Genomic DNA, 23327 nt, shown 5'->3' on the forward strand with positions numbered 1-23327 from the left:
GCCCGCACCACGAGGAGGAGCAGATGCCGAACGCGGACGCCCCCGCGGCCACCGGTGAGGAGGCCGGCACCGGCGAGGCCCCGGGCGCCGGGCCCGGCGTCCGCTGCATGCTCATGCGCGGCGGCACGTCCAAAGGCGCCTACTTTCTCGCCGAGGACCTGCCCGCGGACCCGGCGCAGCGCGACGACCTGCTCCTGCGGATCATGGGCACGCCCGACCCGCGCCAGATCGACGGGATCGGCGGGGCGCAGTCGGTCACCAGCAAGGTGGCCGTCGTCGCGCCGGCGGCCGGCGGCGGACGCGACATCGACTACCTGTTCCTCCAGCTCGGTGTGGCGGAGCCGACCGTCTCCGACCAGCAGACCTGCGGCAACCTGCTCGCCGGAGTGGGCCAGTTCGCCGTCGAGCGCGGTCTGGTGCCCGCCGGAGGCGAGCGCACCTCGGTCCGGATCCGCCTGGTCAACACCGGCAGTACCGCCGTGTCGACCTTCGCCACCCCCGGCGGATCGGTGGACTACTCCGGCACCGCGGCCGTCTCCGGCGTCCCCGGCACCGCGGCGCCGGTCTCCTTGGACTTCGTCGGCACCGAGGGGGCGGTGTGCGGCGCCCTGCTGCCCACCGGGCGGCTGCGCGACGAGATCGACGGCATAGCGGTCACCTGCGTCGACAACGGCATGCCGGTCGTGGTGGTGCGGGCCGCCGACCTCGGGGTGAGCGGGTACGAGCCGCCGGACGAGCTCGCCGCCGACACCGCCCTGACCGAGCGGGTGCAGTCGCTGCGCGTCCGCGCCGGGCAGCTCATGGGCCTCGGCGACGTCCGCGACAGCTCGGTACCCAAGACGACTCTGGTGGCCGCCCCGCGCGAGGGCGGCGCGATCTGCACCCGGACGTTCATCCCGGTGCGGCCCCACCCCTCCATCGGCGTGCTGGGCGGGGTCAGCACGGTGACCGCGCTGATGCTCGACGGCGCCGTGGGAGCCGACCTCTTCGCCCCGCCCGCCCCGGGCGCGCCCGTGGAGATCGAGCACCCCTCCGGCAGGCTCGCCGTGGACGTCGAGGTCGACACCGGCTGCACACCCCCGCGGGTGGGCAGGTCGGCGGTCATCCGCACCGCCCGCAAGCTCTTCGACGGCACCGTCTTCCCACGCCGCTGAAGCCCCGCCCGCAGGGCGCCGTGCCGCGGCCCCCGGCCTCGGGGGCACGGGGGCCGCGGTGCCGGCCTGCTAGCGGCCGGGGTAGTGGCCTTCGGGGACCGGGACCTGCGACCAGTCGGTGTCCGCGGCCAGGTAGAAGCCCGGATGGGCCGGCTGGTTGTAGGACGTCTGCTGGCCGGCGATGCCGACCCGGTACTGCGGGTCGTGCATCAGCGTGTAGAGCTTGCGGTCGGTGACGCCGGTGGCGGTGTGGATGCGGATCGCCTCGGAGTCCTCCGTGCGCAGCAGCAGCTCCTCGCGCCAATCGCCGAACACGTCGGCGACCAGGGCCGGGTTGCCCTTGGTGCCGTTGTTGGTGCGGGTGCCCTCGGCGGTGAGCAGGGTCCCCGCGCGGTGGTCGTCGACCGTGGGGTTGCGCGTCCCGTTGACGATCTGCGTGGTGCCGTCCGGCGCCCAGAGGATGCTCATGTTGGTGCCGGGCACGCCGTCGCGGCCGAGGAACTCGCCGCCGGCGGACCACAGGCCCGCGTCGATCTCCTGGTCGGGAGGCATGGACGACCAGGCCTCGACGCCGGGGACGTCCGGCTTGATGTCGCCGACCATGCCGCGCCCGGTGTCCCTGCCCGTGTACTCGCCGAAGAGGACCTCGCCGGTGGCGGCGTCGCGCATCGTGAAGCCGTAGGGCGCATACCGGCCGCCCTCGTGGACGCCCCAGATCTCCAGGCCGCCGCGGTCGGGGTCGAAGTCGCCGACGTGCAGGGCGTCGCCGTGCCCCAGCTTGACCCTCTCCCCCGGCACCGCGCTGTCGGGGTGCCCGGTGGCGTAGGAGGAGTAGAGCAGCGAGCCGTCGTCGTCGATCGTCGCGGAGCCGTAGACGATCTCCTGCCGGCCGTCCCCGTCGGCGTCGGCGGAGATCATCTGGTGGTTGCCCTGCGTGGTCAGGGTGCCGAACTCGGGGTCGGTGCCCTCGACTCCGTGCGGGGAGTCGTTGAAGGGGTTGGACATCGGCGCGTGCCCGCTGTCGACGAACCACTCCTTGCGCAGCTCCTCGCCGTCGAAGCGGTAGGCCGCCAGGGCGGCGCGGGTGTAGTAGCCGCGGGCGAACACCGCCGAGGGGTTCTCGCCGTCCAGGTATGCCACGCCCGCGAGGAACCGGTCCACGCGGTTGCCCGGCTCGATGCGCGACATCGCGTAGTCGCCCCACATGAGCCCGTCGTCGCCGCGCGGCGGCTCGTAGCGGACGGTGTCCAGCTCGGCGCCGGTCTCGCCGTCGAAGACGGTCAGGTACTCCGGCCCGCTCAGCACGAAGCCCTCGAACTCGCGCAGCCGGTTGCGGCTGCTGCGGCCGGGCGCGTAGGTGTCGATGAAGTGGTCGGCCAGCTCCTCGGCGTCGGCGCGGGAGAGCGGGTAGTCGTAGGCGGGCTCGATGCCGAAGGCCTCCTCCAGGGTGGCCGGCCAGTCGCCGGAGACGACCTCGGGGTGCTTGTGCCAGTCGCGGAACATCCCCACCAGGTGGTCGTAGTAGTCCGCGGAGCTCATGCGGTAGTCGTCGCTGTGGGAGTAGCCCGCCTCGACGTCCTCCCGCGGCATGGTGATGTACTCCTCGGCGACCACCTCGCCGTCGGGCCCGTAGGTGGTGGACTTGGTGCCCGGCGCCGTCTTGAACATCAGCTCCGAGCGGCCGTCGCCGTCGAAGTCGTAGACCAGGAACTGGGTGTAGTGGGCGCCGGAGCGGATGTTGACGCCCAGGTCGATGCGGTTCAGCAGCGTGCCGTCGCGGGTGTAGGTGTCGATGTAGGTGTTGCCGGTGTAGCCGACCTGCGAGACGTCCTTGGAGTTGGTCGGGTCCCACTTGACGATGTACTCATAGCGGCCGTCACCGGTGACGTCGCCGACGCTCATGTCGTTGGCCGTGTAGGTGTACTCCTCGCCCGCGGGGGTGGTGCCGCCCTCGGGCTTGCGCAGCGGCAGGTCGTAGTGCTCCTCGGGCCAGACCGCGGCCGATGCGCCGTCGCCGCCGCTGCCGCCGATGACGACCCGGTACTTCGCGTCGGGCGAGCCCTCGGTGTCGAGGTAGTTGGTGCTGCCGGTGACGGTGGCGATGCGGCGGCCGTCGCGGTAGACGCGGAACGCCGGCGACTTGAGGCCGTCGGGGGTGGCGGCCCTGACCTCGTGGCCCAGCAGCCGCCAGCTCAGGAACACGCCCTCGTCGGTGGAGACGGCGACCAGGCCGCGGTCCAGGTCCTCCAGCTGCACGCCGGTGGCATGCGCGCCGCCGGACGGATCCGCGGCGGCCGCGCCCGCGCCGGTGAGCGCGAGTGCCACCGCGCAGGCGCCGGCCGCGGCCGCGCGGAGCAGGGCGCGCGTTTGAATCGTTTTAAAAGCCCGCAAAGAGGCCTCCCGGATCTCGAGCGTCGGGATGGGGGTCGGGGGATGGCAGGGAACAGGGGATCTCGGGGGCGCCGCCACCGGCGGCGCGCACGGAACGATGGCCTCAAATGTAACGGGAAAGCGGTTTCCGTCAAGGGGGGCAACGGGGCACGCAGAGGGCGGCGGGGACGGCGGAGGGCGGCGAGGGGCGGAGGGCTGAGCCCGCGCGGGTCGGTCCGGGTGCCCGCCGGTGATCCGCGCGACGGAGGCAGCAAGGGCGGTGGGTGGTCGGGGCCGGCGATCACCGAGTCCGGTGCCCGCCGGTGACGGTGGACAACGGGGCGGCGACGGCGGCGGGGGTCCGGGCCGGCGAGCACCGGCTAAGGTCGGCGCATGGCCGATCACCCGACGAGGGCGACGAGGACGGCAAAGGGCTGAGCCCGCGCGGGTCGGTCCGGGTGCCCGCCGGTGATCCGCGCGACGGAGGCAGCGAGGGCGGTGGGTGGTCGGGGCCGGCGATCACCGAGTCCGGTGCCCGCCGGTGACCCGAGCGACGAAGGCGGCGAGGACAGCGAAGGGCTGAGCCCGCGCGGATCGCTTCGGGTGCCCGCCAGTGGCCCACCCGACGAGGCGGCGACGGCAGCGCGACGGGCTCGGGCCGCATGGATCGGTCCGGGTGGGCGCCGGTGGCCCGCGCGACGGGGGTGGCGCGCCGGGGCGTGTTCCGGCGGGCCTCGCCGCCTGCGCACCCCCACCCGAAACCCCGGATGCCCGATTTAATTTGACTCGTTATGCTCCCGGTCGCGTCGAGGGTGTCCGTGACGCCACTTTCGGCGCCGAGCGTGGCCCCACAGACACCCTCGACGCGGTGAGCCGGCACTGAAACGGGGCATTCGGAATATTCGAGGCCGTGATAGGGCGACGAGACGCGCCCCGCGACCACCGGGGCGGCCTCCGGCCGCGCGGCGGGCGATTTCAGGCGCAGAAGCGTCCCGCAATGTCCGGTATGCGGGGGCGCCGGAGCGGCCCGGATCGGCGATGATCATGGCGTTTGGAGCGGAATCGGCGCCCGAACCGCTCCAAACGCGCACCTCGCGGCACCCCGGCCGCCTCCACCCCCGCCACAGCCGGGCATTCCGGACAAACCACCCCGAATTCCTTCCGCATCCCGGAAACCCTGGGGTTCCGGCGCGCCGAGCAGCCCCACCGCGCGCCATCGGCGGGCATCGTGGCCCCACCCGGAGCGAAATGCCTGAAACGTCCCCGCCCGGGCCGTGTCTCAGAACGGCGGACGCCGCTTTGCAGGAACCCACCGGGAACCACCCGGGGCGGCCACCATCGGAGCTGCGGCAATGGGTGCGCCTCGCGAAGCGCGGTCACAGCTTGCCGCCGAGCGCACGCAGCCCGTCCCAGATGGAGCCGCACCACCGGTGGCCGACCTCCGAAACAAGCGTGCACCGCCGCTCGGCGGCAAGCTGGCGCACAGCGCTTCGCGCAACCCAGCCCCATTGCCGCAACCTCCTGTGGTGACCGACTGCTTGGACACGACAGGGCGGCCCCACCACCGCCCTCGCCGTCCCCGTCACCTGCCGCACCGGCGGGCACCGGGTTCGGTGGGCTCTAGCCCGGCCATCCGCCGCCCTCGCCGCCCCCGTCGGGCGATCCGCCATCCGCCTCCGGCAACCGGTGACCGCCCGGCCCGGACTCCGCTGGCCATCGCCGCCCCGTCGGGTGGGCCACCGGCGGGCACCCGAACCGATCCGCGCGGGCTCAGCCCTCCGCCCTCGCCGCCCACGTCGGGTGACCGGCCATGCGCCGACGTCGGCCGGTGGTCGCCCGACCCCGCCCCAGTCGTCGCCGCGCCCGTCGCGCGGGTCACCGGCGAGCACCGGATTCGGTGGTCGCGGTCCCGGCCATCCGGCGGCCGTCGCTGCCTCGTCGGGTGGACGACCGGCGGGCACCCGAACCGATCCGCGCGGGCTCAGCCCTCCGCCCTCACCGCCCCCGTCGGGCGACCCGCCATCCGCCGCCGGCAACCGATGACCGCCCAACCCGAACCCCGTCCGCCCTCGCCGCCCTCGTCGCATGGGCCACCGGCGGGCACCCGAACCGATCCGCGCGGGCTCAGCCCTCCGCCCTCGCCGCCCCGCCGCACGCCCAACCACCGGCACCGGACCCGATGGCCGCCGACAACCGGTGGTCACCACCCCCAACCCCCGCCGCCCTCACCGCTCCTTCGCCCGCCGCAACGGGCGCCCGCACGAATCGATCCGCGAGGCGTGCCGACCGGGGGCGAACCCGCCCGGACCGGGAGAGCCGACCGAGCGGCGTTGCGCCCGGCTACAGCCCCAGCACGCGGCGCAGCTCCCGCGCCTGGCGGCGCGAGACCTCGACCCGGCTCTTGCGGGGGTCGTCCATGAGCAGCATCAGCGTGCCCCGGAAGTCCGGCGCCAGCTCGCGCACGTAGTCGAGGTTGACCAGGTAGGAGCGGTGCGCGCGGAAGAAGTGTGCGCCGCGCAGCCGACGCTCCAGCTCGTTGAGGGAGAAGTTGACCAGCACCCGCTCGTCGGCCAGTTGCAGGTAGGAGTAGCCGCGGGCCGCCCCCGCGTAGATGATCGACGACTCGTTCAGCAGCACGGTCCGGTCGCCCTTGTGCACCGGGATGCGGTGCGGCGACTCGGTGCCGTCCGACCGGCGCGGCACGGGCTCCGGCTCGGCCTCCTCCGACCGCGACGACAGGGCGCGGTCCAGCGCCCGCGCCAGCCGGTCGGCGTCGAAGGGCTTGACCAGGTAGTCGGCGGCGTCCAGGTCGAAGGCGTCGACCGCGTAGTCGGGAAAGGCCGTGGTGAAGATGATCCGCGGCGGATGGGCCGCCTCGCGCAGCTTGCGCGCGATGTCCAGGCCGGTCCCGCCCGGCATGCGGATGTCCATCAGCACCAGGTCGTAGTCGAGCGACTCCAGCAGCAGCAGTGCTTCCTCGGCGTTGGACGCCTCGCCCACCACCTGGACGTGATCGAACTTCGACAGCAGGTAGCGGAGATCGGCCCGCGCTGGGGCCTCATCGTCGACGATGAGGCATCGCGCGCGCATAGATCACCCAAAAGGTATCCGCAGATCCACGACAGTCCCGCCGTTTTCGGTGGACTGGATGTCAAGACGATATCTCTCACCATACAGGGATGCCAACCGGCCTGCGATGTTGCTCAGCCCTTGGCCGTCTCCCTCGCGGCGCTCGCCGTCGGAGATCCGTTCCAGCAGGTCGGAGGGGATCCCGACCCCGTCGTCGGCCACGCGGATCGAGGTGGTGCGGGTCAGCGGGTCCACCCGGGCCTTGAGCGTGACGGTGCCGCCCTCCACCTTGCCCGCCAGCCCGTGCTTGATGGCGTTCTCCACCAGCGGCTGGATGATCAGCACGGGCACGTGCGCGGTGAGCACCTGGGGGTCGATGTCGTAGCGGACCCGCACCCGGTCGCCGTAGCGCGCCTGCTCCAGGGAGACGTAGGTGCGCACGAAGAAGTACTCCTGGCCGAACTCGGCGAAGTGGCCCTCCTGGCGGACGACGTAGCGGAAGAAGTCGGACAGGCGCACCAGCAGCTGGCGCGTCTCCTCGGTGTCGGTGTGCACCTTGGAGGCGATGGTGTTCAGCGTGTTGAACAGGAAGTGCGGGTTGATCTGGGCCCGCAGCGCATCCAGCTTGGCGTCGACCGCCAGCCGCTGGCGGCGGTTGAGTTCGGCCAGCTCCAGGTGCAGCGACAGGATGCCCGCCAGGCCCTCGACCACGCCCTGCGGCGAGAGGGCCCCGTCGCGCCGGTAGACCTGCAGGGTGCCCACGGTGCGGTTGCCGTCGGTCAGCGGCGCGATGACGGCGGTGCGCAGCGGGCACTCCTCGTTCGGGCAGGCGAGCTCGCTGCGGCGCCGCACGAGCACGGTCTTGCCCCGGTTCAGCGCGCGGGCGGTGGGCGCGGCGACCTCGTCGCCGGAGCGGTGGTGGTCCGCGCCCGGACCGGCGAAGGCCAGTACGTGCTCCCGGTCGGTGATGGCCACCGCCGCACCGCTGAGCAGGGGCTGCAGCAGCTGGGCGGTCCGGCGCGCGCTCTCGGCGGTCAGCCCGGAGCGCAGCGGCATGGAGCGGCCGACCGCGGCGATCGTGGTGCCGTGCCTGCCCTGCTGGAAGCGGGCGGAGACCGGCTGCGCGGACCGCTTGCTGCGGGGGCCGCGCAGTGCCGAGGGATAGCCGATGATCAGCGCGGCGGTCAGCCCCGAGCCGATCAGCACGGTGGTGCCGGCACCCAGGGGCGGCACCGTGATCAGCTGCGTGACCAGGTAGACCGCTCCCCAGGCGAAAAGGACGACGCCGGCCAGGGGGAGGCTGCCGTTGCTCATCGCCGCTCCCCGCGCCGGGCGAAGCCGGCCACCGTCAGCCGGGCGAGCCGGACGGCGCGGCGGTCGGCGGCGGTGCCGTGCATGCGCAGCCAGATGCCGTCGAGGTCGGCGGGCGGCCGGGTCGCCAGCGACACCGCCGCGGTCACCGCCGCCGCACACGGCGCGGAGACGACCGTGGGCGTCAGCAGCACCTGCCCGTAGCCGGAGTCGCCGAGCAGCAGGCCGGTGACGCTCATCCCCACCGCGACGACCGCACCCGTGATCATGCCCGCCACCGCCCCCGGACCGGTGGTGCGCCGCCACCAGATGGCCAGGATGAACACGGGGGTCAGTGCGGATCCGGCGAGCACGAACGCCCAGGTCACCATCGTCGCCACGATAGAGGGGAAGAGCCCGGTGAGCGACTCGGGGCGCACCCCCAGCGCGAAGGCCGCCGACACGACGGCGACGACGGCCACCGCGGCGCGGCCGGCCCACAGCGCCTGGCGCTGGGTGGCCCGCGGGTTGATGTAGCGCTCGTAGATGTCGTGCCCCCACGAGGCGGCCGATGCCAGCAGCAGCCCCGCTATGGTCGACAGCACCGCCACCAGCGCCCCCACCGCGATCAGGCCCAGGCCCGCCCGGCCGCCGAAGATCTGGCCCAGGACCAGCAGCGCGTACTCGGGCACCCGCAGGATGCCGCCGGTCGTCAGCTCGGCGACCCAGGGCAGGTCGGCGGCCACGTCGCGGATGACGGCGCGGGCGGCGGTGCCCAGCAGCACGGCCAGGATGTAGAACAGGCCGGCCAGGCCCACCACCCACACCGTGGTCATGCGGGCGGCGGTGCCCGTGGGGCTGGTGAAGTAGCGGTTCATGATGTGCGGCAGCCCTGCGGTGCCAAGCGCCAGCGAGAGGATCAGCGCGAACTGCCCGAGCTGGCTGTACTGGCCGCCCGGCTCGCCGAAGTAGGCCGGGTCGCCGGGGTGCAGCCGGTTGGTGACCGGTTCCAGCCGCCAGGAGTCGCCGGCCTCGACCGGGTTGGCCAGGGGGCGCGCGGACAGCTCCCGCAGCTCGTCGGTGTAGCTGAATCCCGAGACCAGGACCAGGATGGCCAGCCACACGAAGATGGCCAGCAGCAGCAGGAACTGCACGGCCTGGGTCCAGGTCGTGCCGCGCATGCCGCCGAGGGCGACCATCAGCATGATCACGACGGTCGAGACCAGCACGCCGGTGGCGTAGGCGGAGAGGCCGCCGATGCCCCGGCCGATGAACAGCTCCCAGATGATCCCGCTGGCCACCGCCTGGGGCACCAGGTAGGCCAGGATGATCAGCTGCACGATCGCCACCGACGTCAGGCGCACGCTGTGCGACTCCAGCCGCCGGCCGAGGAAGTCGGGGATGGAGAACTCGCCGAAGCGGCGCAGCGGCGCGGCGATGAACAGCAGCACGGGCACGAACCCCGCGGCGAAACCCGTCGCATACCACATGCCGTCCAGGCCGGAGGCGTAGACGGCCGCCGCCACACCGAGGAAGGAGGCGGCGGAGAAGTAGTCGCCGCATATCGCGCAGGCGTTGGTGACCACGCCGACCCGGCGGCCGGCCAGGTAGAACTCGAAGGTGGAGGCGCGCTGCGGGCGGATCAGGACCGCGACCGATCCGACGGCCACGAGCAGGACGACGAGAAGCACGATGCTCGTCATCACGGCGGCAGCGTCCCCTCCTCGTCCTGGGGGGCCTCGCGAGCGGGCCCGCCGAGCATCCGCTCCTCGACCGCGTTGGACAGGGTCGCGGCGGCCAGGCAGATCACGAAGAAGAAGGCGTAGAGCCCGCAGGCGGTCATGGCGAACATGGGGCTCATCCCGCCGAAGAGCCGCCCCTGGGACCACCAGTCCAGCGCCGCGGTCAGCAGCGGGACGGCGATGATCACGCCGGTGAACACCGCGATGTGGCCGACGGCCACCCGCCGCAGCGTGCGGAAGGCGGCGTCGACCTCGGCGGGGGTGTCGTGCTCGTCGGCCGAGCCCAGGGAGAGCTCGTGCCCGTCAGGCCGGCGCACGGCTCAGGCCGCGTGGTACATGCGGCGCGCCGCTCTGGCCAAGAGCACCGCACCGGCTCCCACGATCACCAGGCCGACGCCGGGCAGCAGCTTGCCCCAGCTGTCGTGCTCCATGCTCAGCATCGCCAGCCGCGCCAGCTGCCAGACGACGAGCGCACCGCCGGCGGCGGCCGGGATCAGCGCGTGGGCGAGGGCGATGCGGCGGTAGGGCAGCAGGCCGCCGGCGACACCGAGGACACCGGCGCACAGCACCCACAGCCCGGGGCCCGCCATGCCCGACAGGTTGCCCAGCGGCGTGGAGACCCACGGCGTGAACGCTCCGATGATCATCAGCAGGCCGCCCGAGATCATCCCGAGGCTGCCGGTGTGCAGGACGCGCCGGGGGGCGGGCGGCGCGGCGGAGCCGTTGGAAGGCGACATGGCCGAATCCTAACCGCCCGCATCGCTCCTGTTGAGAGGGCCGGGAGCAGACGGTCGCCGCCGCACGCCCGGCGGTCGTCCCTCCGCCGCGAACGGTCGCGGTTGTGATCTATGCCATTCGTCAGGGCCAGGCGACCGCTCGAAAGACGGATCGGCCGTTCAGCCGCATCCCTCTTGTGTACTACGCCACATGTGCGCTGGTGTCTACCTCAGCGGTACGGGGCCCGCACTTCGATAGTCCCTACCCGGTTACTAGGAGAAGCGATCGTGGCTGATACGGAAGACAAGAGCCCGGATCCCCCGGGCGGCAACGGCTGGAGGCGTGAGTACTGGAAGAAGAACCTCCAGCTGATGGTGATCCTGCTGGCCATCTGGTTCGCCGTGTCCTTCGGCTGCGGCATCCTCTTCGTCGAGCAGCTCAACCAGATCACCGTCATCGGGTTCCCCCTGGGGTTCTGGTTCGCGCAGCAGGGGTCGATCTACGTCTTCCTGCTGCTCATCCTGGCTTACTGCCTCTACATGGACCGCCTTGACAAGCGGTTCGGCGTCTACGAGTACGACGACGAGCCCGCCGGCGGCGCGGCTGAGAAGGGGGGCGAGTCGTGAGCGAGATCCAGATCTGGACGACGATCTTCATCGTCCTGTCCTTCGGCGCCTACATGACGATCGCCTGGCGCAGCCGCGTCCGGGAGACCGAAGGCTTCTACGTCGCCGGCCACGGCGTGCCCACCATCGCCAACGGTGCGGCGATCGGCGCCGACTGGATGTCTGCGGCGTCGTTCATCTCGATGGCGGGCCTCATCGCCTTCCTGGGCTACGACGGCAGCATCTACCTGATGGGCTGGACCGGCGGCTACGTGCTGCTGGCCCTGCTGCTGGCGCCCTACCTGCGCAAGTGGGGCAAGTACACGGTCCCCGAGTTCGTCGGCGACCGGTACTCCGAGCTGGTGCGCACCATCTCGGCGGTGGCGGCCGTGATCGTCTCCTTCACCTATGTGGTGGGGCAGATGAACGGCGGCGGCATCGTCTTCAGCCGGTTCCTCAACGTGGACATCACCTACGGCGTGATCATCGCCGCGGTGGTCATCTTCGTCTACGCGGTGCTGGGCGGCATGAAGAGCATCACCTGGACGCAGGTGGCGCAGTACACCGTGCTGATCATCGCCTACCTGATCCCGGCCGTGGCCGTGGCCCAGGTGATGACGGGCATCCCCATCCCGCAGGTGTCGTTCGGCCAGATCCTCGACGGGCTGAACTCGCTGTCGGTGGAGCTGGGCCTGGAGGTCTTCACCGATCCCTTCACCTCGCGCCCGATGATCGACATCTTCCTGGTGACCATGGCGCTGATGATCGGTACCGCGGGCCTGCCGCACGTGATCATCCGCTTCTACACCACCAAGACCGTCCGCGGTTCGCGCTGGTCGGCCTTCTGGGCGCTGTTCTTCATCGCGCTGCTCTACACCACCGCTCCGGCGGTGGGCGCCTTCACCAAGTTCAACCTGCTGCAGGGCGTCAACGGTACCCCGACCGACCAGCTGCCGAGCTGGGTGGAGAACTGGGCGGCCACCGGACTGGTGTCGGTGAACCAGAACGCCGACGTGATCAACTCGGTGAGCAACGACCCGGCTGCCGGTGCGGACCTGACGGTCAACAACGACATCCTGGTACTGGCCTCGCCCGAGATCGCCGGCCTTCCCGCGCCCATCGTCGGCCTGGTGGCCGCCGGCGGTCTGGCGGCGGCCATGTCCACGGCGGCCGGCCTGCTGCTGGTGATCTCCTCCTCGGTCTCCCACGACATCTACTTCCGCTACGTCCGCACGCACGCGGGCGACCACGAGCGCCTGCTGGTGGGACGGATCGCGATGGCCGCGGCCATCGTCGTGGCGGTGATCGCGGGTATCAACCCGCCGGCCTTCGTTGCGCAGGTGGTGGCGTTCGCCTTCGGTATGGCGGCGTCCAGTTTCTTCCCGGCCATCGTGCTGGGCATCTTCTGGAAGCGCTGCAACGCCATAGGCGCCGCGACCGGCATGATCGTGGGCCTGGGCTTCACGATCGCCTACATGCTCTACACCCTCGAGGTGTTCGGGCTGGCTGCGCACGACCCCATCCTGGGCGTCAGCCCCGAGGGCATCGGTGCCGTCGGTGCGCTGGTCAACGCCGTGGTCACGGTCGTGGTGTCGCTGATGACGCCGCCTCCGGCGCGCCACATCACCGAGATGGTGGAGAGCATCCGGTACCCCTCGCCCCGCCGCACCCAGGCGGCGGGCGCCGGGGAGTAACCCGGGGGGCGGACCCCGTAGCGGAACCTTCCCCCACCAGGCCCCTCCCGTCACCTCCCAGCGGGAGGGGCCGCCCTGTACCCCGCACGCGGGCCCCGATCCGAGCCCCGCGGCACCTGAGCACTCAAGCCGGTGCCGCGGGGCTCACCAGTGCCAGGGTGCCGTCGCCGCGAAGGCCGATACCGCTGCAGCGGTCCCGGCTGATGCGGTCGAGCGTCTCCTGCAGCCACCGCGCCTGGGAGTGTGCGGCGCGCTCCAGCCGCAGCCTCCGCGACCGCATGGCGATCATCCGCAGGCCGGCGAGCCGGCCCGATCCGGGCTCGACCGCGGCGAGGTAGAGCAGCCGCAGGTCGCCGCGGAACTCCTCGTGGCCGGGGATGCCCTCGTAGTCGTTGACCAGGTCGCCGCAGCCGTAGAGCACGAGCCTGCCGCGGTAGACCTCGACGGGGCGGGGGTGGTGGGCGGAGTGCCCGTGCACGATGTCGGCGCCGCCGTCGATGAGCGCGCGGGCGAAGCGGGTCTGATCGGGTGCGACGCCGTAGCCCCAGTTGCCGCCCCAGTGGATGGAGGCGGCGGCGATGTCGCCGGGCCGCTTGGCGCGCCGTATCCGCTCGGCGAGTCCGGCCGCGGCCTCCATCGACAGCTCGGGGACGTATGCGACGCCGGGCCGCTCGCCGGCCGCCGCCCACTGCGGTGGGACGCCGCTGGAGGGTGCGCCCGCGGAGAAGATCAGCAGCCGCCCGCCGCCGCGGGGCAGGGGGACGACCGCGGGGCGCCACGCCTCGCCGGCGTCGCGGCCGGCGCCGGCCGTGCGCAGCCCTGCCGCGGCGAGGGTGTCGAGCGTCTCGGCCAGGCCGGCGCGGCCGAAGTCCAGGACGTGGTTGTTGGCCAGAACACAGGCGTCGGGCCGGACCGCGCGCAGGCACGGGAGGTTGGCGGGGGCCATGCGGTAGTGCACCGCCTTGCCGGGCGCGAAGTCGCCACTTCGGGTGACGGCGGTCTCCAGATTGACCACGCGGGCGTCGGGCGCGGCGCGTTCCAGCTCCGCCAGGGCGTCTCCCCAGGGCCAGGCCGGGTCCACCGGTGCGGGGACGGGCCCGTTGCGGGCCTCGGCCAGCCGCACGTAGTCGCGGGCGTCGCGAACGTGCGACTCCCGCAGCTCGGGGTCGCCGGGGTGCGGCAGGATCCGGTCGACACCGCGGCCCAGCATGACGTCGCCGCACAGGAACACGGTCACCGCAGCGGCCATGGGTCCAGCGTATCCGCGCTCCCGGCCGGCGGCCGGGGGTGCGAGCCCGCCGCTGCGCGAGCGCGAGCGCAGGGTTGCGCGCACCGGCGCGGGGCGGTCGGGCGGTCCCGGTCCGCCGGGCCGGGGCGGATCACATGGCCACGAGCATGGCGGCCATGGCCGCCGCCATCGCCGCCAGGGTCAGCGCCACCGACATCCGCGAGCGGCACGGCCCGGCGCCGGAGGTGTCGGGGGGCGCCGACAGCAGGGCGGGCCCGGGCCCACCGGCGCCGGCGGCCACCGGGCGGGCGAAGGCGGGCAGCCGGTCGAAGGCCCGCACGACCCAGCCGAAGACCGCCCAGGCGAAGTAGACGGCCAGCAGGTTGCCGATCCAGCCGGGGCGCACCGCGGGGTCCACCAGCATGTAGGTCATGGCGAGGCAGTCCAGCGCCGACATCGTCCAGATGGGGTTCAGCGCTCCCTCACGCGAGCGCAGCCCGACCGCGGCGGCGGCGGTCGCCGCCGCCAGCAGCGCGAACAGCCAGAGGCCGCCCTGGTGCAGGGGTTCGTAGCGCATGCGCGGCAGCAGGTACATGGCCGCCATGCCCGCCGCCATCACGCCGTGGCCCAGGTGCCACCACCGCCGCTGGCCGGGCATCTGAGCGCCGTGCCAGGTGTGCACGAGGGCGATCCCGGCGAGCACGAAGCCGCCGGCCAGGCGCAGCCACTCCGGCATGCCGGCCATGTGCACGGCGTGGTCCATGTGCGCGCCCGCAAGCACCGCCACCGCCCCGGCTCCCTCCGCTCGGCCGCCGGAAAGGGTGTACCCGCGCGCCGGGCACGCGACGTGTGGACGCGGTGACCGGATGCGGCCGCCGCGGGCGTGCGGCCCGCGGCGGCCGCTGGGGGTCAGTTGGCGGAGACGGCCGCGGTGTCCTGCGGGAGGGCCTCGGCGTGCTGCAGGATCAGGAAGTCGGCGACCAGGGCGACCACCCGCCCTTCGGCGTCGCGCCCGGCCCAGACCGGATAGGCGCCGTCGCCCCACCCCGTCTCAAAAGCGACCAGACTCGCGCCGGAGCCCGGATCCTGGAGACTGCGAGTGCGGCTCCCCGAGACGTACACGCCTTCCGTCGTCCCCCCGTAGTCGACGAGCTCCGCCTCGAAGGCGTCGAAGTCCTCGAACCGCTCGGCGAAGTGGTCCTGCCCGGCCGCGTCCAGCAGGCACCCCATTGCGGCGTCGACTCCGAATCCGAAGAACTGCCCGTCGCCCATCACGTCGGGCTCCTGACCGGGTTGCAGGGCGAGCTCCCACGTGGCGACAGGCGTGTCCGCGACCACGAGGGCCGCCGCCGCGACCCGGACGTGCTCGCTGTCGTCGCCGACCCGCACCGTGCACAGGCGGAATCCGTGTGTCCCGGGCGGGAGGGCGGCCGTGAAGGGCTGTTCGTCATCGAGTCCCAGCATGCTGGGGTCCATCGCGATGATGCGACCGCTGGGGGCGCAGAACTCCCCTCTGTCGTGCAGCTCCACCGTGTAGGTCGTCCCGTCCTTCGCGCAGAAGCGCCCTCCCGGCGTCAGGAACGCATCGGGGTGGCGCGGCCGCAGCGGGGCCGGGGGCGCCCAGGGCGCCTGCACCGGCGGACCCGGCTCCGCGGGCGGGGCGGCGTCGACGGTCTCGCTCGCCGCGATTCCGGTCTCGGCGGCCAGGTAGGCGGTCCAGTCGCCGAAGTCGGGGACGGGGATCCGCGCACCGCCGGAATCGTCGGTGTCCCAGGTCTGGAACGCGCCGCCGTTGTCGCCCGCCCGCTCGAAGGTCACGCGGTAGACACCGCTGCCGTCGGAGTCGTACTCCCGTTCCATGCGGGCGATCCCGCGGTCGAACTCGGGCGTGGCGGCGTCCGGGTACTCCCAGGCGCGCATGTGGGACAGGTACAGCGCGGCCTCGTCGCGGACGAGGCGGTAGCGGCGGCAGGCGGTGCGGCGCGCTGCTCGTCGAACGTCCACACCGCCGCGTGGCGGTGCGCCCAGGCGATCTCCAGGAGGGCGACGGGAGCGCCGCGGGCGCCGGTGAGCAGGACCGCGAACTGGTCGCCGCGCTCGGACCGCTCGCGGGCCGCCTCGCGCGGCATCGGCCCGACGGCCGAGCCGAGGGCGGCGTCCCAGCCCTCGCAGTATGCGGCGGTGAGCACGGAAGCGGACGGGGTCATACGGAGGCTCCTTCTGCTGGGGGGAACAGCGGAGGACCCTATCCGCGGGCACCGACGGAACGGGCGCCGGGGGAACGGCCCGGACCTGCGGAAACGGACGGTGTCCGCGCGTATCCGCTCCGGCCCGGGCCGCCCCGGCGCCCGGTCCTCGTGCCGGGATCACTCAGTGCACGTAGGGCCAGCCGGCGCTGTCCCAGCCGAGCCAGTTGATGCCCAGCAGCGCCGTGCCGTCATCCGCGTAATAGTGGTAAGCGAGGATGTCGTTGTCGGTGTCGGCGAAGACGTCCTGGTGGCCGGGGCCGTGGATGCCGCCGTGGCCGGCCAGGATCTCGGTGCCGCCGCCCGAGGCCATCGGGTTCCCGGCGCGGTCGTAGTAGGGGCCGGTGATCTGGGAGGACCGGCCGACCATGATGCGGTAGGTGCTGTCGGCGCCCTGGCAGCACGCGCCGAAGGAGACGAACAGGTAGTACCGGCCGCCGCGGCGGAAGATGGTCGGCGCCTCGATGGAGTCCCCGCCGCGTCCGGCGAGGGAGTGCCACGCGTCGCCGAGCCGCTTGCCCGTCGCCGGGTCGATGCGGATCATCTTGATGCCCGACCAGTAGGAGCCGAAGGCCAGCCACCAGCGGCCCTGTGCGTCCACGGCCAGGTGCGGGTCGATGGCGTTGAAGTCCTGCGAGGTCCACGACTCCACGACCACACCCTCGTTGGTCCAGGTGCCGGAGTCGCCGCTGGTGCTGGTCGCGAGGAAGATCGCCGACCGGTTCGAACCGAAGGTGGATGCCGAGTAGTACAGGTAGTACCGCCCGTTGAGGTACGACAGGTGCGGCGCCCACAGGTTGCGGTCGCCGCCGGTGTACTCGGTGGTCCACGGCGCGCCGCCGGGGAAGACCGTCCCGGCGTTGCTGAAGGCGGTGCGGTCGGCCGACGTCTTCAGGGCGATGTCGGGGGCGGTGTGGGCGACGAGGTAGCCGCCGCCGGGCCGCTTCACGAACGACGGGTCGTGCACGCGGATGTCGCCGGTCACGCGGCCGGGACCGGGGTAATCGGCGGCGGCCGCGGGCCGCGGCGCGGCCGCTCCCGCGGCGGCCGTCACCGCCGCAAGCGCTCCGGTCGCCGCGGCGGCACCGATCAGGCGCCGCCGCGACAGGCCGGCGGAGGGGGTCGAGGCGTGCTCGGTCATGGGGGGTGCTCCTCGGGCTCGTGGTTGGGGGACCGGCCCTGCCGGCGCTCGGGGACGGGGGTGTCCGGGCGAGCACCGAATGTTAGCGCTAACATTCCGCAGCGCAGTTGTTCCAGCGGAGTTCGGTGGGCATGGCGGCGGCTCCGCAGGGAGCCGGCGGCGCCGATGGCGGCGACCGCGCCGCGCGCGAACCGCCTCGGTCTCCGCGGTCCGCCGCCGCCTCTGCAGGCGGCCGAGCGGAACCGGGCGCATCGGGTAGGGGATGGACTGGACGGTCGTTGCGACGATCACGAACACGTTTCGTAATCGTTCAGGCATCGTAAAGTAGCGGTTTTACCGTCGTCAACCCTGCCCATCGCGGATTCGGCGGCCCCTCCTCGGCGGGAGACCACCCCGGCGCCGCCGGTCCGGGGAGGCCGGCCGTCCCCCCTGCGGCAATCACCGGAATCCGCACCGGCTTTTCGGCGGGAACCCGGTGATAGGCGGCTGCGGTGTGCCTCGGCGAACCCCCGGCGACCGCAGGGCGAGCCGGGAGCCCGGCGCCGCCGCCGAGCGGATCACGCGGCCGCTCGGCGGCGGGAGAGGCGCGGAGCAGCGTGCGCCGGGCCGCTCGGTCACGCCCCGCCCGCGGGCTCCTGGCTGCGGCGGGTCGAGGAGTCGCGGAACTCGGTGTAGGTGTAGGGGTTGTCGAGGATCTTCGTGGGCGGGATGTCGGGGTTCATGCCCTCGTTCCAGGCGTCGCCGAGCTGGTCGCGCAGGTAGTCGACCGTCCCTTCGGCGGCGCGGCGGGCAGCCGCCAGATCGGCGTCGACCAGGCGGTTCTCGTACTTGACGACCCGGCCGTCGACGACGACGGTGTGCACGTCGGCGCGCTGGGCCTGGAAGGCGACGTGGCCGTAGGGGTTGAGTAGCGGGAACATCGCGGGCGAGGCGTCGTTCTTGATCAGCACGACGTCGGCCTTCTTGCCCGGCTCCAGGCTGCCCACCGCGCGGGACAGGCCCAGGGCGTGCGCGCCGCCGCGGGTCGCCCAGTCGACGACGTGCTCGGCGCGCAGGTGGCTGTGGGTCACCGTCTCGCTGCGCGAGTGGGCCTCCAGGTGTTCGCGGCAGCGGTCGGCGCCCAGGGTGGCACGCATCGCGCTGAACAGGTCGCCGCTCCACCACACGCTGGTGTCCATGGACAGCGACACGGGGATGCCGTGCCGGCGCAGCCGCCAGGTGGGCGGGTAGCCCTGGCCGGCGCTCTGCTCGCTCTCGGTGGAGACCGAGACCGATCCCCCGGTGGCGGCGATGCGCTGGTAGGAGTCCTCCGACAGCGAGGCCGCGTGCACATAGACCGTGCCGGGCGTCATGAAGCCGTTCTCGTGCATGAGGCGGATGCCGGTGTCGCCGGTGGCGCCCCACACCCCGGCGTGCGTGGTGACCTCGACGCCCAGGTCGCGGGCGGTCTCGAAGGCGGGGCGCTCGGGGAAGGAGTCGTCGCCGGTGACGTCGAAGGCGAGCTGGAACCCGAGCATGTCGCCGCGCCGCCCGTGGATGCGCCGGTCGTAGAAGGAGCGGAACTCCGGCGAGGCCGCCCACTCCCACGGGCCGGCGTGGATGTTGCCGTAGCCGAGGACGAAGCGGCCGGGCACGGCCTCCAGCGCGTCGAGGGCGGCATCGGCGTGGTCGGTGGTGACGAGCCCGTGCGACCAGTCGACGGTGGTGGTGACGCCGGCGTCCAGGGCCTCCCATGCGCCCAGCAGGTTGCCGGTGTGGATGTCCTCCGGGCGGAACCGGGAGCCCCATTCCAGGTAGTACCAGACGAAGTACTGCGACAGCGTCCAGTCGGCGCCGTAGCCGCGCATGACCGTCTGCCACAGATGGCGGTGGGTGTCGATCATGCCCGGCATCACGATCCCGCCCGAGGCGTCGATCTCGTGTGCGGACTCGGGGGCCTGCAGAGCAGGGCCGACCGCCTCGATCCGGTCCCCGGCCAGGAGCACGTCGGTTTCGGGGAGGGTCCTGCCGGTCCCGTCCATCACCAGGACGGTGCCGTTCCTGAAGACGATGGGCCGCCCCGGCTCGGGGGCCGGCCTGCGAGGGGTGTGGTCTGACATGTGCGTACTCCCGTGCAGTTAGCGGACGATCGTCCGTCAGGCGATCAGGACGTTCATTCAAGGGTGAAGTGACGCCCATCACTTGTCAACGGCGGGTCGCCCAATCCACCGCCAACTGCGTCGACACCTGGGCTTCCGCTTGCTCCAGAGAGAAATCGGGTCTTGACACCCCGCATCTTCCACCCGACGCTGGAAACGGACGTTAGTCCGAACAGTGGTCACTAGGAAGGTCGGCTTGATGAAAGACCCCACGGGGGGCCCGCTGTCGGGCCTGCTGGTCGCGGACTTCTCCCGCATTCTCGCGGGGCCCTACGCGACGATGCTGCTCGCGGACCTGGGCGCGGAGGTGGTCAAGGTCGAGGCGCCCGCGGGCGACGACACGCGGACCTGGTCGCCGCCGACCCGCGGGGACCAGGCGACCTACTTTCTGTCGGTGAACCGGAACAAGCGGTCCATCGCCCTGGATCTGGCCGATCCCGCGGACCTGGAGACCGCGCGCGAACTCGCGCGGCGGGCCGACGTGGTGATCGAGAACTTCAAGCCGGGCGGCCTCGCGCGCTTCGGCCTGGACTACGAGACCGTGCGGTCGGCCAACCCCGGCGTCGTCTACGCCTCCATCTCCGGCTTCGGATCGGGCGAGGGCGCGGGCATCCCCGGCTACGACCTGATGGTCCAGGCGATCTCGGGCCTGATGAGCCTGACCGGCGACGCCGACGGCCCGCCCTACCGCGCCGGGATCTCGGTCTTCGACGTGATCACCGGCCTGCACGCCTCGATCGGCGTCCTCTCGGCCCTCCACGAGCGCGCGGGATCGGGCGAGGGCCAGCACGTGGAGGTCAACCTGCTCTCCTCCGCACTGTCGGGCCTGGTCAACCAGTCGGGGGCCTACGCGGCCGGCGACACGGTCCCCTACCGCATGGGCAACGCCCACCCGAGCCTGTTCCCCTACGAGCCGCTGCCGGCGGCCGACGGCGACATCATCGTCATCGCCGGCAACGACCGCCAGTTCGCCCGCCTGTGCGAGGCGCTGGGCCGGCCCGACCTGGTCGGCGACCCCCGCTTCGCCCACAACCAGGACCGCACCGCCAACCGCGCGGAACTGCGCCCCCACCTCGTCGAGGCGCTGGGCACCCGCACCAAGGCGGAGTGGTTCGACATCCTCATCGCGCACGGGGTGGCCTGCGCGCCGATCAACACCGTCGACGAGGGCGTGAAGTTCGCCGAGTCCCTGGGCCTGGAGCCCGTGGTGCGCGCCGGGAGCGGAGCCGACGCCGTTCCGGGCATCCGCAACCCCATCACCCTTTCGCGCAGCCGGACGCGCTACGACCATGCGCCGCCCCGGCTCGACGAGCACGCCGCGCAGATCCGCGCGTGGCTGGGCACCGACGGCGAGCAGAACCGCGACGAGGAGGGCGACCGTGGCTGAGAACACCGACCGCACCGGCACCGGCGCAGGCGGCACCGAGTCCACCGGGGCCGGCGGGTCCGCCGACGGAGCCGGCCTGAGCTTCCCCACCTCGCTGGGCACCTCGACCGCCTCCACGATCTCGCTGCTGGGCCGCGACCTGGCCGGCGACCTGATGGGCGAGGTCGGCTTCGGCGAGCTGGTGCTGTGGATGGTGACCCAGCGGCGGCCCACGCCCGGCCGGGTGCGCCTGTTCGAGGCCTGCCTGGTGGCCCTGGCCGACCACGGCTTCACCCCCACCGCCATCGCCGCCCGCCTCACCTACCTCAGCGCGCCCGACTCCCTGCAGGGCGCCATGGCCGCCGGACTGCTGGGCGGGGGTTCGCGCTTCCTCGGCGTCACCGAGGACACGGGCCGCTTCCTCGCCGGCGTCCTGGCGCAGCGGGAGGAGGCGCCGCGCACCGACGCCGGCTGGGACGAGTTGGCCCACGAGGTCGTCACCCGCGAGCGCGCCGCCAAGCGGATCATCCCCGGCCTGGGCCACCCCGTGCACAAGGAGGGCGACCCCCGCACCCCCGCCCTGCTGCGCATCGCCGAGGAGGAGGGCCTCAAGGGGCCGCACCTGCGCCTGTTCGAGGCCATCGGCCGCACCCACGAGCAGGTGCTGGGGCGCAGGCTGGTGCTCAACGGCGCGGGGGTGTGCGGGGCGGCGCTGGCAGATCTGGACCTGCCGCCCGACCTGCTGCGCGGGTTCGCCCTGCTGGCGCGGGCGGGCGGACTGCTGGGCCAGCTCGCCGAGGAGCGGCGGCGCCCCATGGCCATGGACACCTACCTGCTGATCGACCGCAACGCCACCTACACCCCGCCCGAGGACGGAGACGCCGATGCCCTACGCGACTGAAGACAACATCACCGACCTGGCGGTCGAGCGCTGGGCGACCGCGGAGTCCCCCAGGCTGGCCGAGCTGATGACGGCGCTGGTGCGCCACCTGCACGCATTCGCGCGCGAGGTCCACCTCACCGAGGACGAGTGGATGGCGGCGATGCGGTGGCTCACCAGGACCGGGCAGATCAGCGACGAGAAGCGGGAGGAGTTCATCCTCGCCTCCGACGTGCTCGGGCTGAGCATGCTGGTGGTGCAGATGAACAACCGCTTCGGGGCCGGGGCCACCCCGGCCACGGTGCTCGGCCCCTTCTACATCGACGGCTCCCCCGCGGCCCCCTTCGGCGCGGACATGTCCGACGGCGCCGAGGGGACGCCCCTGTTCGTGCACGGCACGGTCCGCGACGTCTCCGGCGAGCCGGTCGGCGGCGCCGTGCTGGACGTGTGGCAGGCCGACTCCGAGGGGGTCTACGAGGCCCAGCTGGGCGAGGTCGACGAGGCGCGGCTGCGGGCGAAGTACCGGACGCGCCCCGACGGCACCTACTGCCTGCGCAGCGTCGTACCGAAGGGCTACACCATCCCGATGGACGGGCCGGTGGGCGAGTTGATCGAGCACACCCGCATCAGCCACTTCCGGCCGGCCCACATCCACTTCCTCATCGATGAGCCCGGCTACGAGAAGCTCATCACGCACATCTTCGAGGAGGGCGCCCAGTACCTGGACTCCGACGTGGTCTTCGGCACCAAGGAGGAGCTGATCGTGCCGTTCCGCCGCCACGAGTCGGGGACCGCTCCCGACGGCACGCGGTTCGACATCCCCTTCGTCACCGCCGAGTTCGACTTCGTCCTGCAGCCGGGGAAGTGATCCGCCGTGGATACGGGTCTGCTGCTGCTGCGCCTGGCGCTGGCCGCCCTGCTGCTCGGCCACGCCGCCCAGAAGAGCCTGGGCTGGTTCCGGGGATCCGGGCTGGAGGGCACCGCGTCGATGTTCCACGCGCTGGGCTTCCGCCCGGCCAAGCCGATGGTGGTGCTGGCGTCGCTGTCGGAGACGGCGGGAGCGCTGCTGGTGCTGCTGGGCCTGGTGACGCCGTTCGGTGCGGCGATCGTGATCGGCACGATGGCGGTGGCGGCGTCGGCCAACGCCGACAAAGGGCTGTGGGCGCACCAGGGCGGCTACGAGGTGGCGCTCGTCTACGGACTGACGGCCGCGGCGCTGGCCTTCACCGGCCCCGGCGCCTACTCCGCCGACGCCCTGCTGGGGATGGCCGCTCCGCCCGGCTGGGCCGGGGTGGGCGCGGTCGTCCTGGGCCTGGCGGCGGCGGTGCCGGTGCTGCTGCGGCGCCGCTCGCTGCTGCGCCGCCCCGAGTCGGCGGCCTGAGTTGCGCCGCCGGGCCGGGGGCACGCTTCGGGAGCAGGGCGGCGGCCCCGCGGCACCGCTCCCCCGGCCCGCCGGCCCGGCATCGCCCCACCGCAGGCCGCACAGGCGGGCGCTACCCTGAACCGGTGGCCACCCGCAGGCGGGTGCGGCTCCATGCCCTGAACGGGTAGGCGGAGCGCGGAGTACAGGGCCGCGTCGAAGGCGCCCCGAAGGCCCGCGGAAAGCACCCGGGACCGGATGGGCGCGGCGCCGTCCGGACTGACGAGCGAGGGAGCGAGGCCCCGAGCGGGTGGGCGGGGCGCGGCG

The 23327-nt window shown here is 72.9% G+C and carries 18 protein-coding genes; 7 read left to right on the forward strand and 11 right to left on the reverse strand.

The genetic code is table 11. The annotated features are described in order from the left end of the window. The first annotated feature begins 23 nt into the window (after positions 1-23). Positions 24-1154 (forward strand): 4-oxalomesaconate tautomerase, encoded by a 1131-nt coding sequence (locus FZ103_RS21730; protein WP_222936815.1) that lies wholly within the window; start codon positions 24-26, stop codon positions 1152-1154. 69 nt (positions 1155-1223) lie between these two features. Here the strand turns inward: FZ103_RS21730 and FZ103_RS21735 are convergent, their stop codons facing one another. The 6 genes from FZ103_RS21735 to FZ103_RS21760 all read right to left on the reverse strand — a co-directional run bounded on the left by FZ103_RS21735 (position 1224) and on the right by FZ103_RS21760 (position 10362). After that, entirely contained in the window at positions 1224-3479 is a 2256-nt protein-coding gene (locus tag FZ103_RS21735; protein ID WP_343233642.1) for a rhamnogalacturonan lyase, read from the reverse strand. Positions 3480-5864: 2385 nt separating this feature from the next. Further along, on the reverse strand, positions 5865-6614 hold the full coding sequence (locus FZ103_RS21740) for a LytTR family DNA-binding domain-containing protein (protein ID WP_156003667.1): 750 nt from the start codon (positions 6612-6614) through the stop codon (positions 5865-5867). Between the two features lie 3 nt (positions 6615-6617). Then, a complete protein-coding gene (locus FZ103_RS21745) occupies positions 6618-7907 on the reverse strand; it encodes a histidine kinase (protein WP_156003668.1) in 1290 nt (429 codons plus the stop codon). Next, the gene (locus FZ103_RS21750; protein WP_156003862.1) at positions 7904-9586 is read right to left on the reverse strand and encodes a cation acetate symporter; all 1683 of its coding nucleotides are present in this window, start codon (positions 9584-9586) and stop codon (positions 7904-7906) included. The genes FZ103_RS21745 and FZ103_RS21750 overlap by 4 nt, the downstream gene beginning before the upstream one ends. Continuing rightward, complete coding sequence (locus FZ103_RS21755; RefSeq protein WP_343233643.1) at positions 9586-9942, reverse strand: hypothetical protein; 357 nt, start codon at positions 9940-9942, stop codon at positions 9586-9588. Before FZ103_RS21755 ends, FZ103_RS21750 begins: the two co-directional genes overlap by 1 nt. Positions 9943-9945: 3 nt before the next feature. Next, entirely contained in the window at positions 9946-10362 is a 417-nt protein-coding gene (locus FZ103_RS21760; RefSeq protein WP_156003669.1) for a hypothetical protein, read from the reverse strand. Between the two features lie 267 nt (positions 10363-10629). Here FZ103_RS21760 and FZ103_RS25745 point away from each other — a divergent pair, with 267 nt between their 5' ends. Both FZ103_RS25745 and FZ103_RS21770 read left to right on the forward strand, forming a co-directional pair. Then, positions 10630-10968: a DUF4212 domain-containing protein gene (locus tag FZ103_RS25745; RefSeq protein WP_343233644.1), complete on the forward strand. Its 339-nt coding sequence runs from the start codon at positions 10630-10632 to the stop codon at positions 10966-10968. Further along, on the forward strand, positions 10965-12641 hold the full coding sequence (locus FZ103_RS21770) for a sodium:solute symporter family protein (RefSeq protein ID WP_186356650.1): 1677 nt from the start codon (positions 10965-10967) through the stop codon (positions 12639-12641). Before FZ103_RS25745 ends, FZ103_RS21770 begins: the two co-directional genes overlap by 4 nt. Before the next feature lie 124 nt (positions 12642-12765). On the opposite strand, the gene FZ103_RS21775 is transcribed toward FZ103_RS21770, so the two are convergent. From FZ103_RS21775 to FZ103_RS21795, 5 genes are all read right to left on the reverse strand, one after another. Continuing rightward, positions 12766-13890, reverse strand: a complete 1125-nt coding sequence (locus tag FZ103_RS21775) for a CapA family protein (protein ID WP_156003670.1) — start codon at positions 13888-13890, stop codon at positions 12766-12768. A gap of 130 nt (positions 13891-14020) precedes the next feature. Beyond that, a complete protein-coding gene (locus FZ103_RS21780; protein WP_156003671.1) occupies positions 14021-14656 on the reverse strand; it encodes a DUF5134 domain-containing protein in 636 nt (211 codons plus the stop codon). A gap of 122 nt (positions 14657-14778) precedes the next feature. After that, complete coding sequence (locus FZ103_RS21785) at positions 14779-15873, reverse strand: DUF4241 domain-containing protein (RefSeq protein ID WP_156003672.1); 1095 nt, start codon at positions 15871-15873, stop codon at positions 14779-14781. A 366-nt stretch (positions 15874-16239) separates the two neighbouring features. Beyond that, positions 16240-17256, reverse strand: a complete 1017-nt coding sequence (locus FZ103_RS21790; RefSeq protein ID WP_156003673.1) for an arabinan endo-1,5-alpha-L-arabinosidase — start codon at positions 17254-17256, stop codon at positions 16240-16242. 614 nt (positions 17257-17870) lie between these two features. Further along, the gene (locus FZ103_RS21795) at positions 17871-19355 is read right to left on the reverse strand and encodes an amidohydrolase family protein (RefSeq protein WP_156003674.1); all 1485 of its coding nucleotides are present in this window, start codon (positions 19353-19355) and stop codon (positions 17871-17873) included. A 238-nt stretch (positions 19356-19593) separates the two neighbouring features. Between FZ103_RS21795 and FZ103_RS21800 the strand changes: the two genes are divergently transcribed. From FZ103_RS21800 to FZ103_RS21815, 4 genes are read left to right on the forward strand one after another with little or no spacing between them, the layout of a single operon-like run. After that, complete coding sequence (locus tag FZ103_RS21800; protein ID WP_156003675.1) at positions 19594-20781, forward strand: CaiB/BaiF CoA-transferase family protein; 1188 nt, start codon at positions 19594-19596, stop codon at positions 20779-20781. Continuing rightward, positions 20774-21661: a citryl-CoA lyase gene (locus FZ103_RS21805; protein WP_343233645.1), complete on the forward strand. Its 888-nt coding sequence runs from the start codon at positions 20774-20776 to the stop codon at positions 21659-21661. The genes FZ103_RS21800 and FZ103_RS21805 overlap by 8 nt, the downstream gene beginning before the upstream one ends. Then, the gene (locus FZ103_RS21810) at positions 21645-22508 is read left to right on the forward strand and encodes a dioxygenase (RefSeq protein ID WP_156003677.1); all 864 of its coding nucleotides are present in this window, start codon (positions 21645-21647) and stop codon (positions 22506-22508) included. Before FZ103_RS21805 ends, FZ103_RS21810 begins: the two co-directional genes overlap by 17 nt. A gap of 6 nt (positions 22509-22514) precedes the next feature. Then, a complete protein-coding gene (locus FZ103_RS21815) occupies positions 22515-23021 on the forward strand; it encodes a DoxX family protein (protein ID WP_186356651.1) in 507 nt (168 codons plus the stop codon). Positions 23022-23327: the final 306 nt, after the last annotated feature.

The sequence above is a fragment of the Streptomonospora sp. PA3 genome, from assembly GCF_009728995.1.
GTDB lineage: Bacteria > Actinomycetota > Actinomycetes > Streptosporangiales > Streptosporangiaceae > Streptomonospora.

Excerpts from the sequence above, each read along its gene's own strand:
- FZ103_RS21730 (WP_222936815.1), top strand. The coding sequence starts at position 24 with ATGCCGAACGCGGACGCCCCCGCGGCCACCGGTGAGGAGGCCGGCACC.
- FZ103_RS21740 (WP_156003667.1), bottom strand. The coding sequence starts at position 6,614 with ATGCGCGCGCGATGCCTCATCGTCGACGATGAGGCCCCAGCGCGGGCC.
- FZ103_RS21745 (WP_156003668.1), bottom strand. The coding sequence starts at position 7,907 with ATGAGCAACGGCAGCCTCCCCCTGGCCGGCGTCGTCCTTTTCGCCTGG.
- FZ103_RS21750 (WP_156003862.1), bottom strand. The coding sequence starts at position 9,586 with ATGACGAGCATCGTGCTTCTCGTCGTCCTGCTCGTGGCCGTCGGATCG.
- FZ103_RS21760 (WP_156003669.1), bottom strand. The coding sequence starts at position 10,362 with ATGTCGCCTTCCAACGGCTCCGCCGCGCCGCCCGCCCCCCGGCGCGTC.
- FZ103_RS21775 (WP_156003670.1), bottom strand. The coding sequence starts at position 13,890 with ATGGCCGCTGCGGTGACCGTGTTCCTGTGCGGCGACGTCATGCTGGGC.
- FZ103_RS21790 (WP_156003673.1), bottom strand. The coding sequence starts at position 17,256 with ATGACCGAGCACGCCTCGACCCCCTCCGCCGGCCTGTCGCGGCGGCGC.
- FZ103_RS21795 (WP_156003674.1), bottom strand. The coding sequence starts at position 19,355 with ATGTCAGACCACACCCCTCGCAGGCCGGCCCCCGAGCCGGGGCGGCCC.
- FZ103_RS21800 (WP_156003675.1), top strand. The coding sequence starts at position 19,594 with ATGAAAGACCCCACGGGGGGCCCGCTGTCGGGCCTGCTGGTCGCGGAC.
- FZ103_RS21810 (WP_156003677.1), top strand. The coding sequence starts at position 21,645 with ATGCCCTACGCGACTGAAGACAACATCACCGACCTGGCGGTCGAGCGC.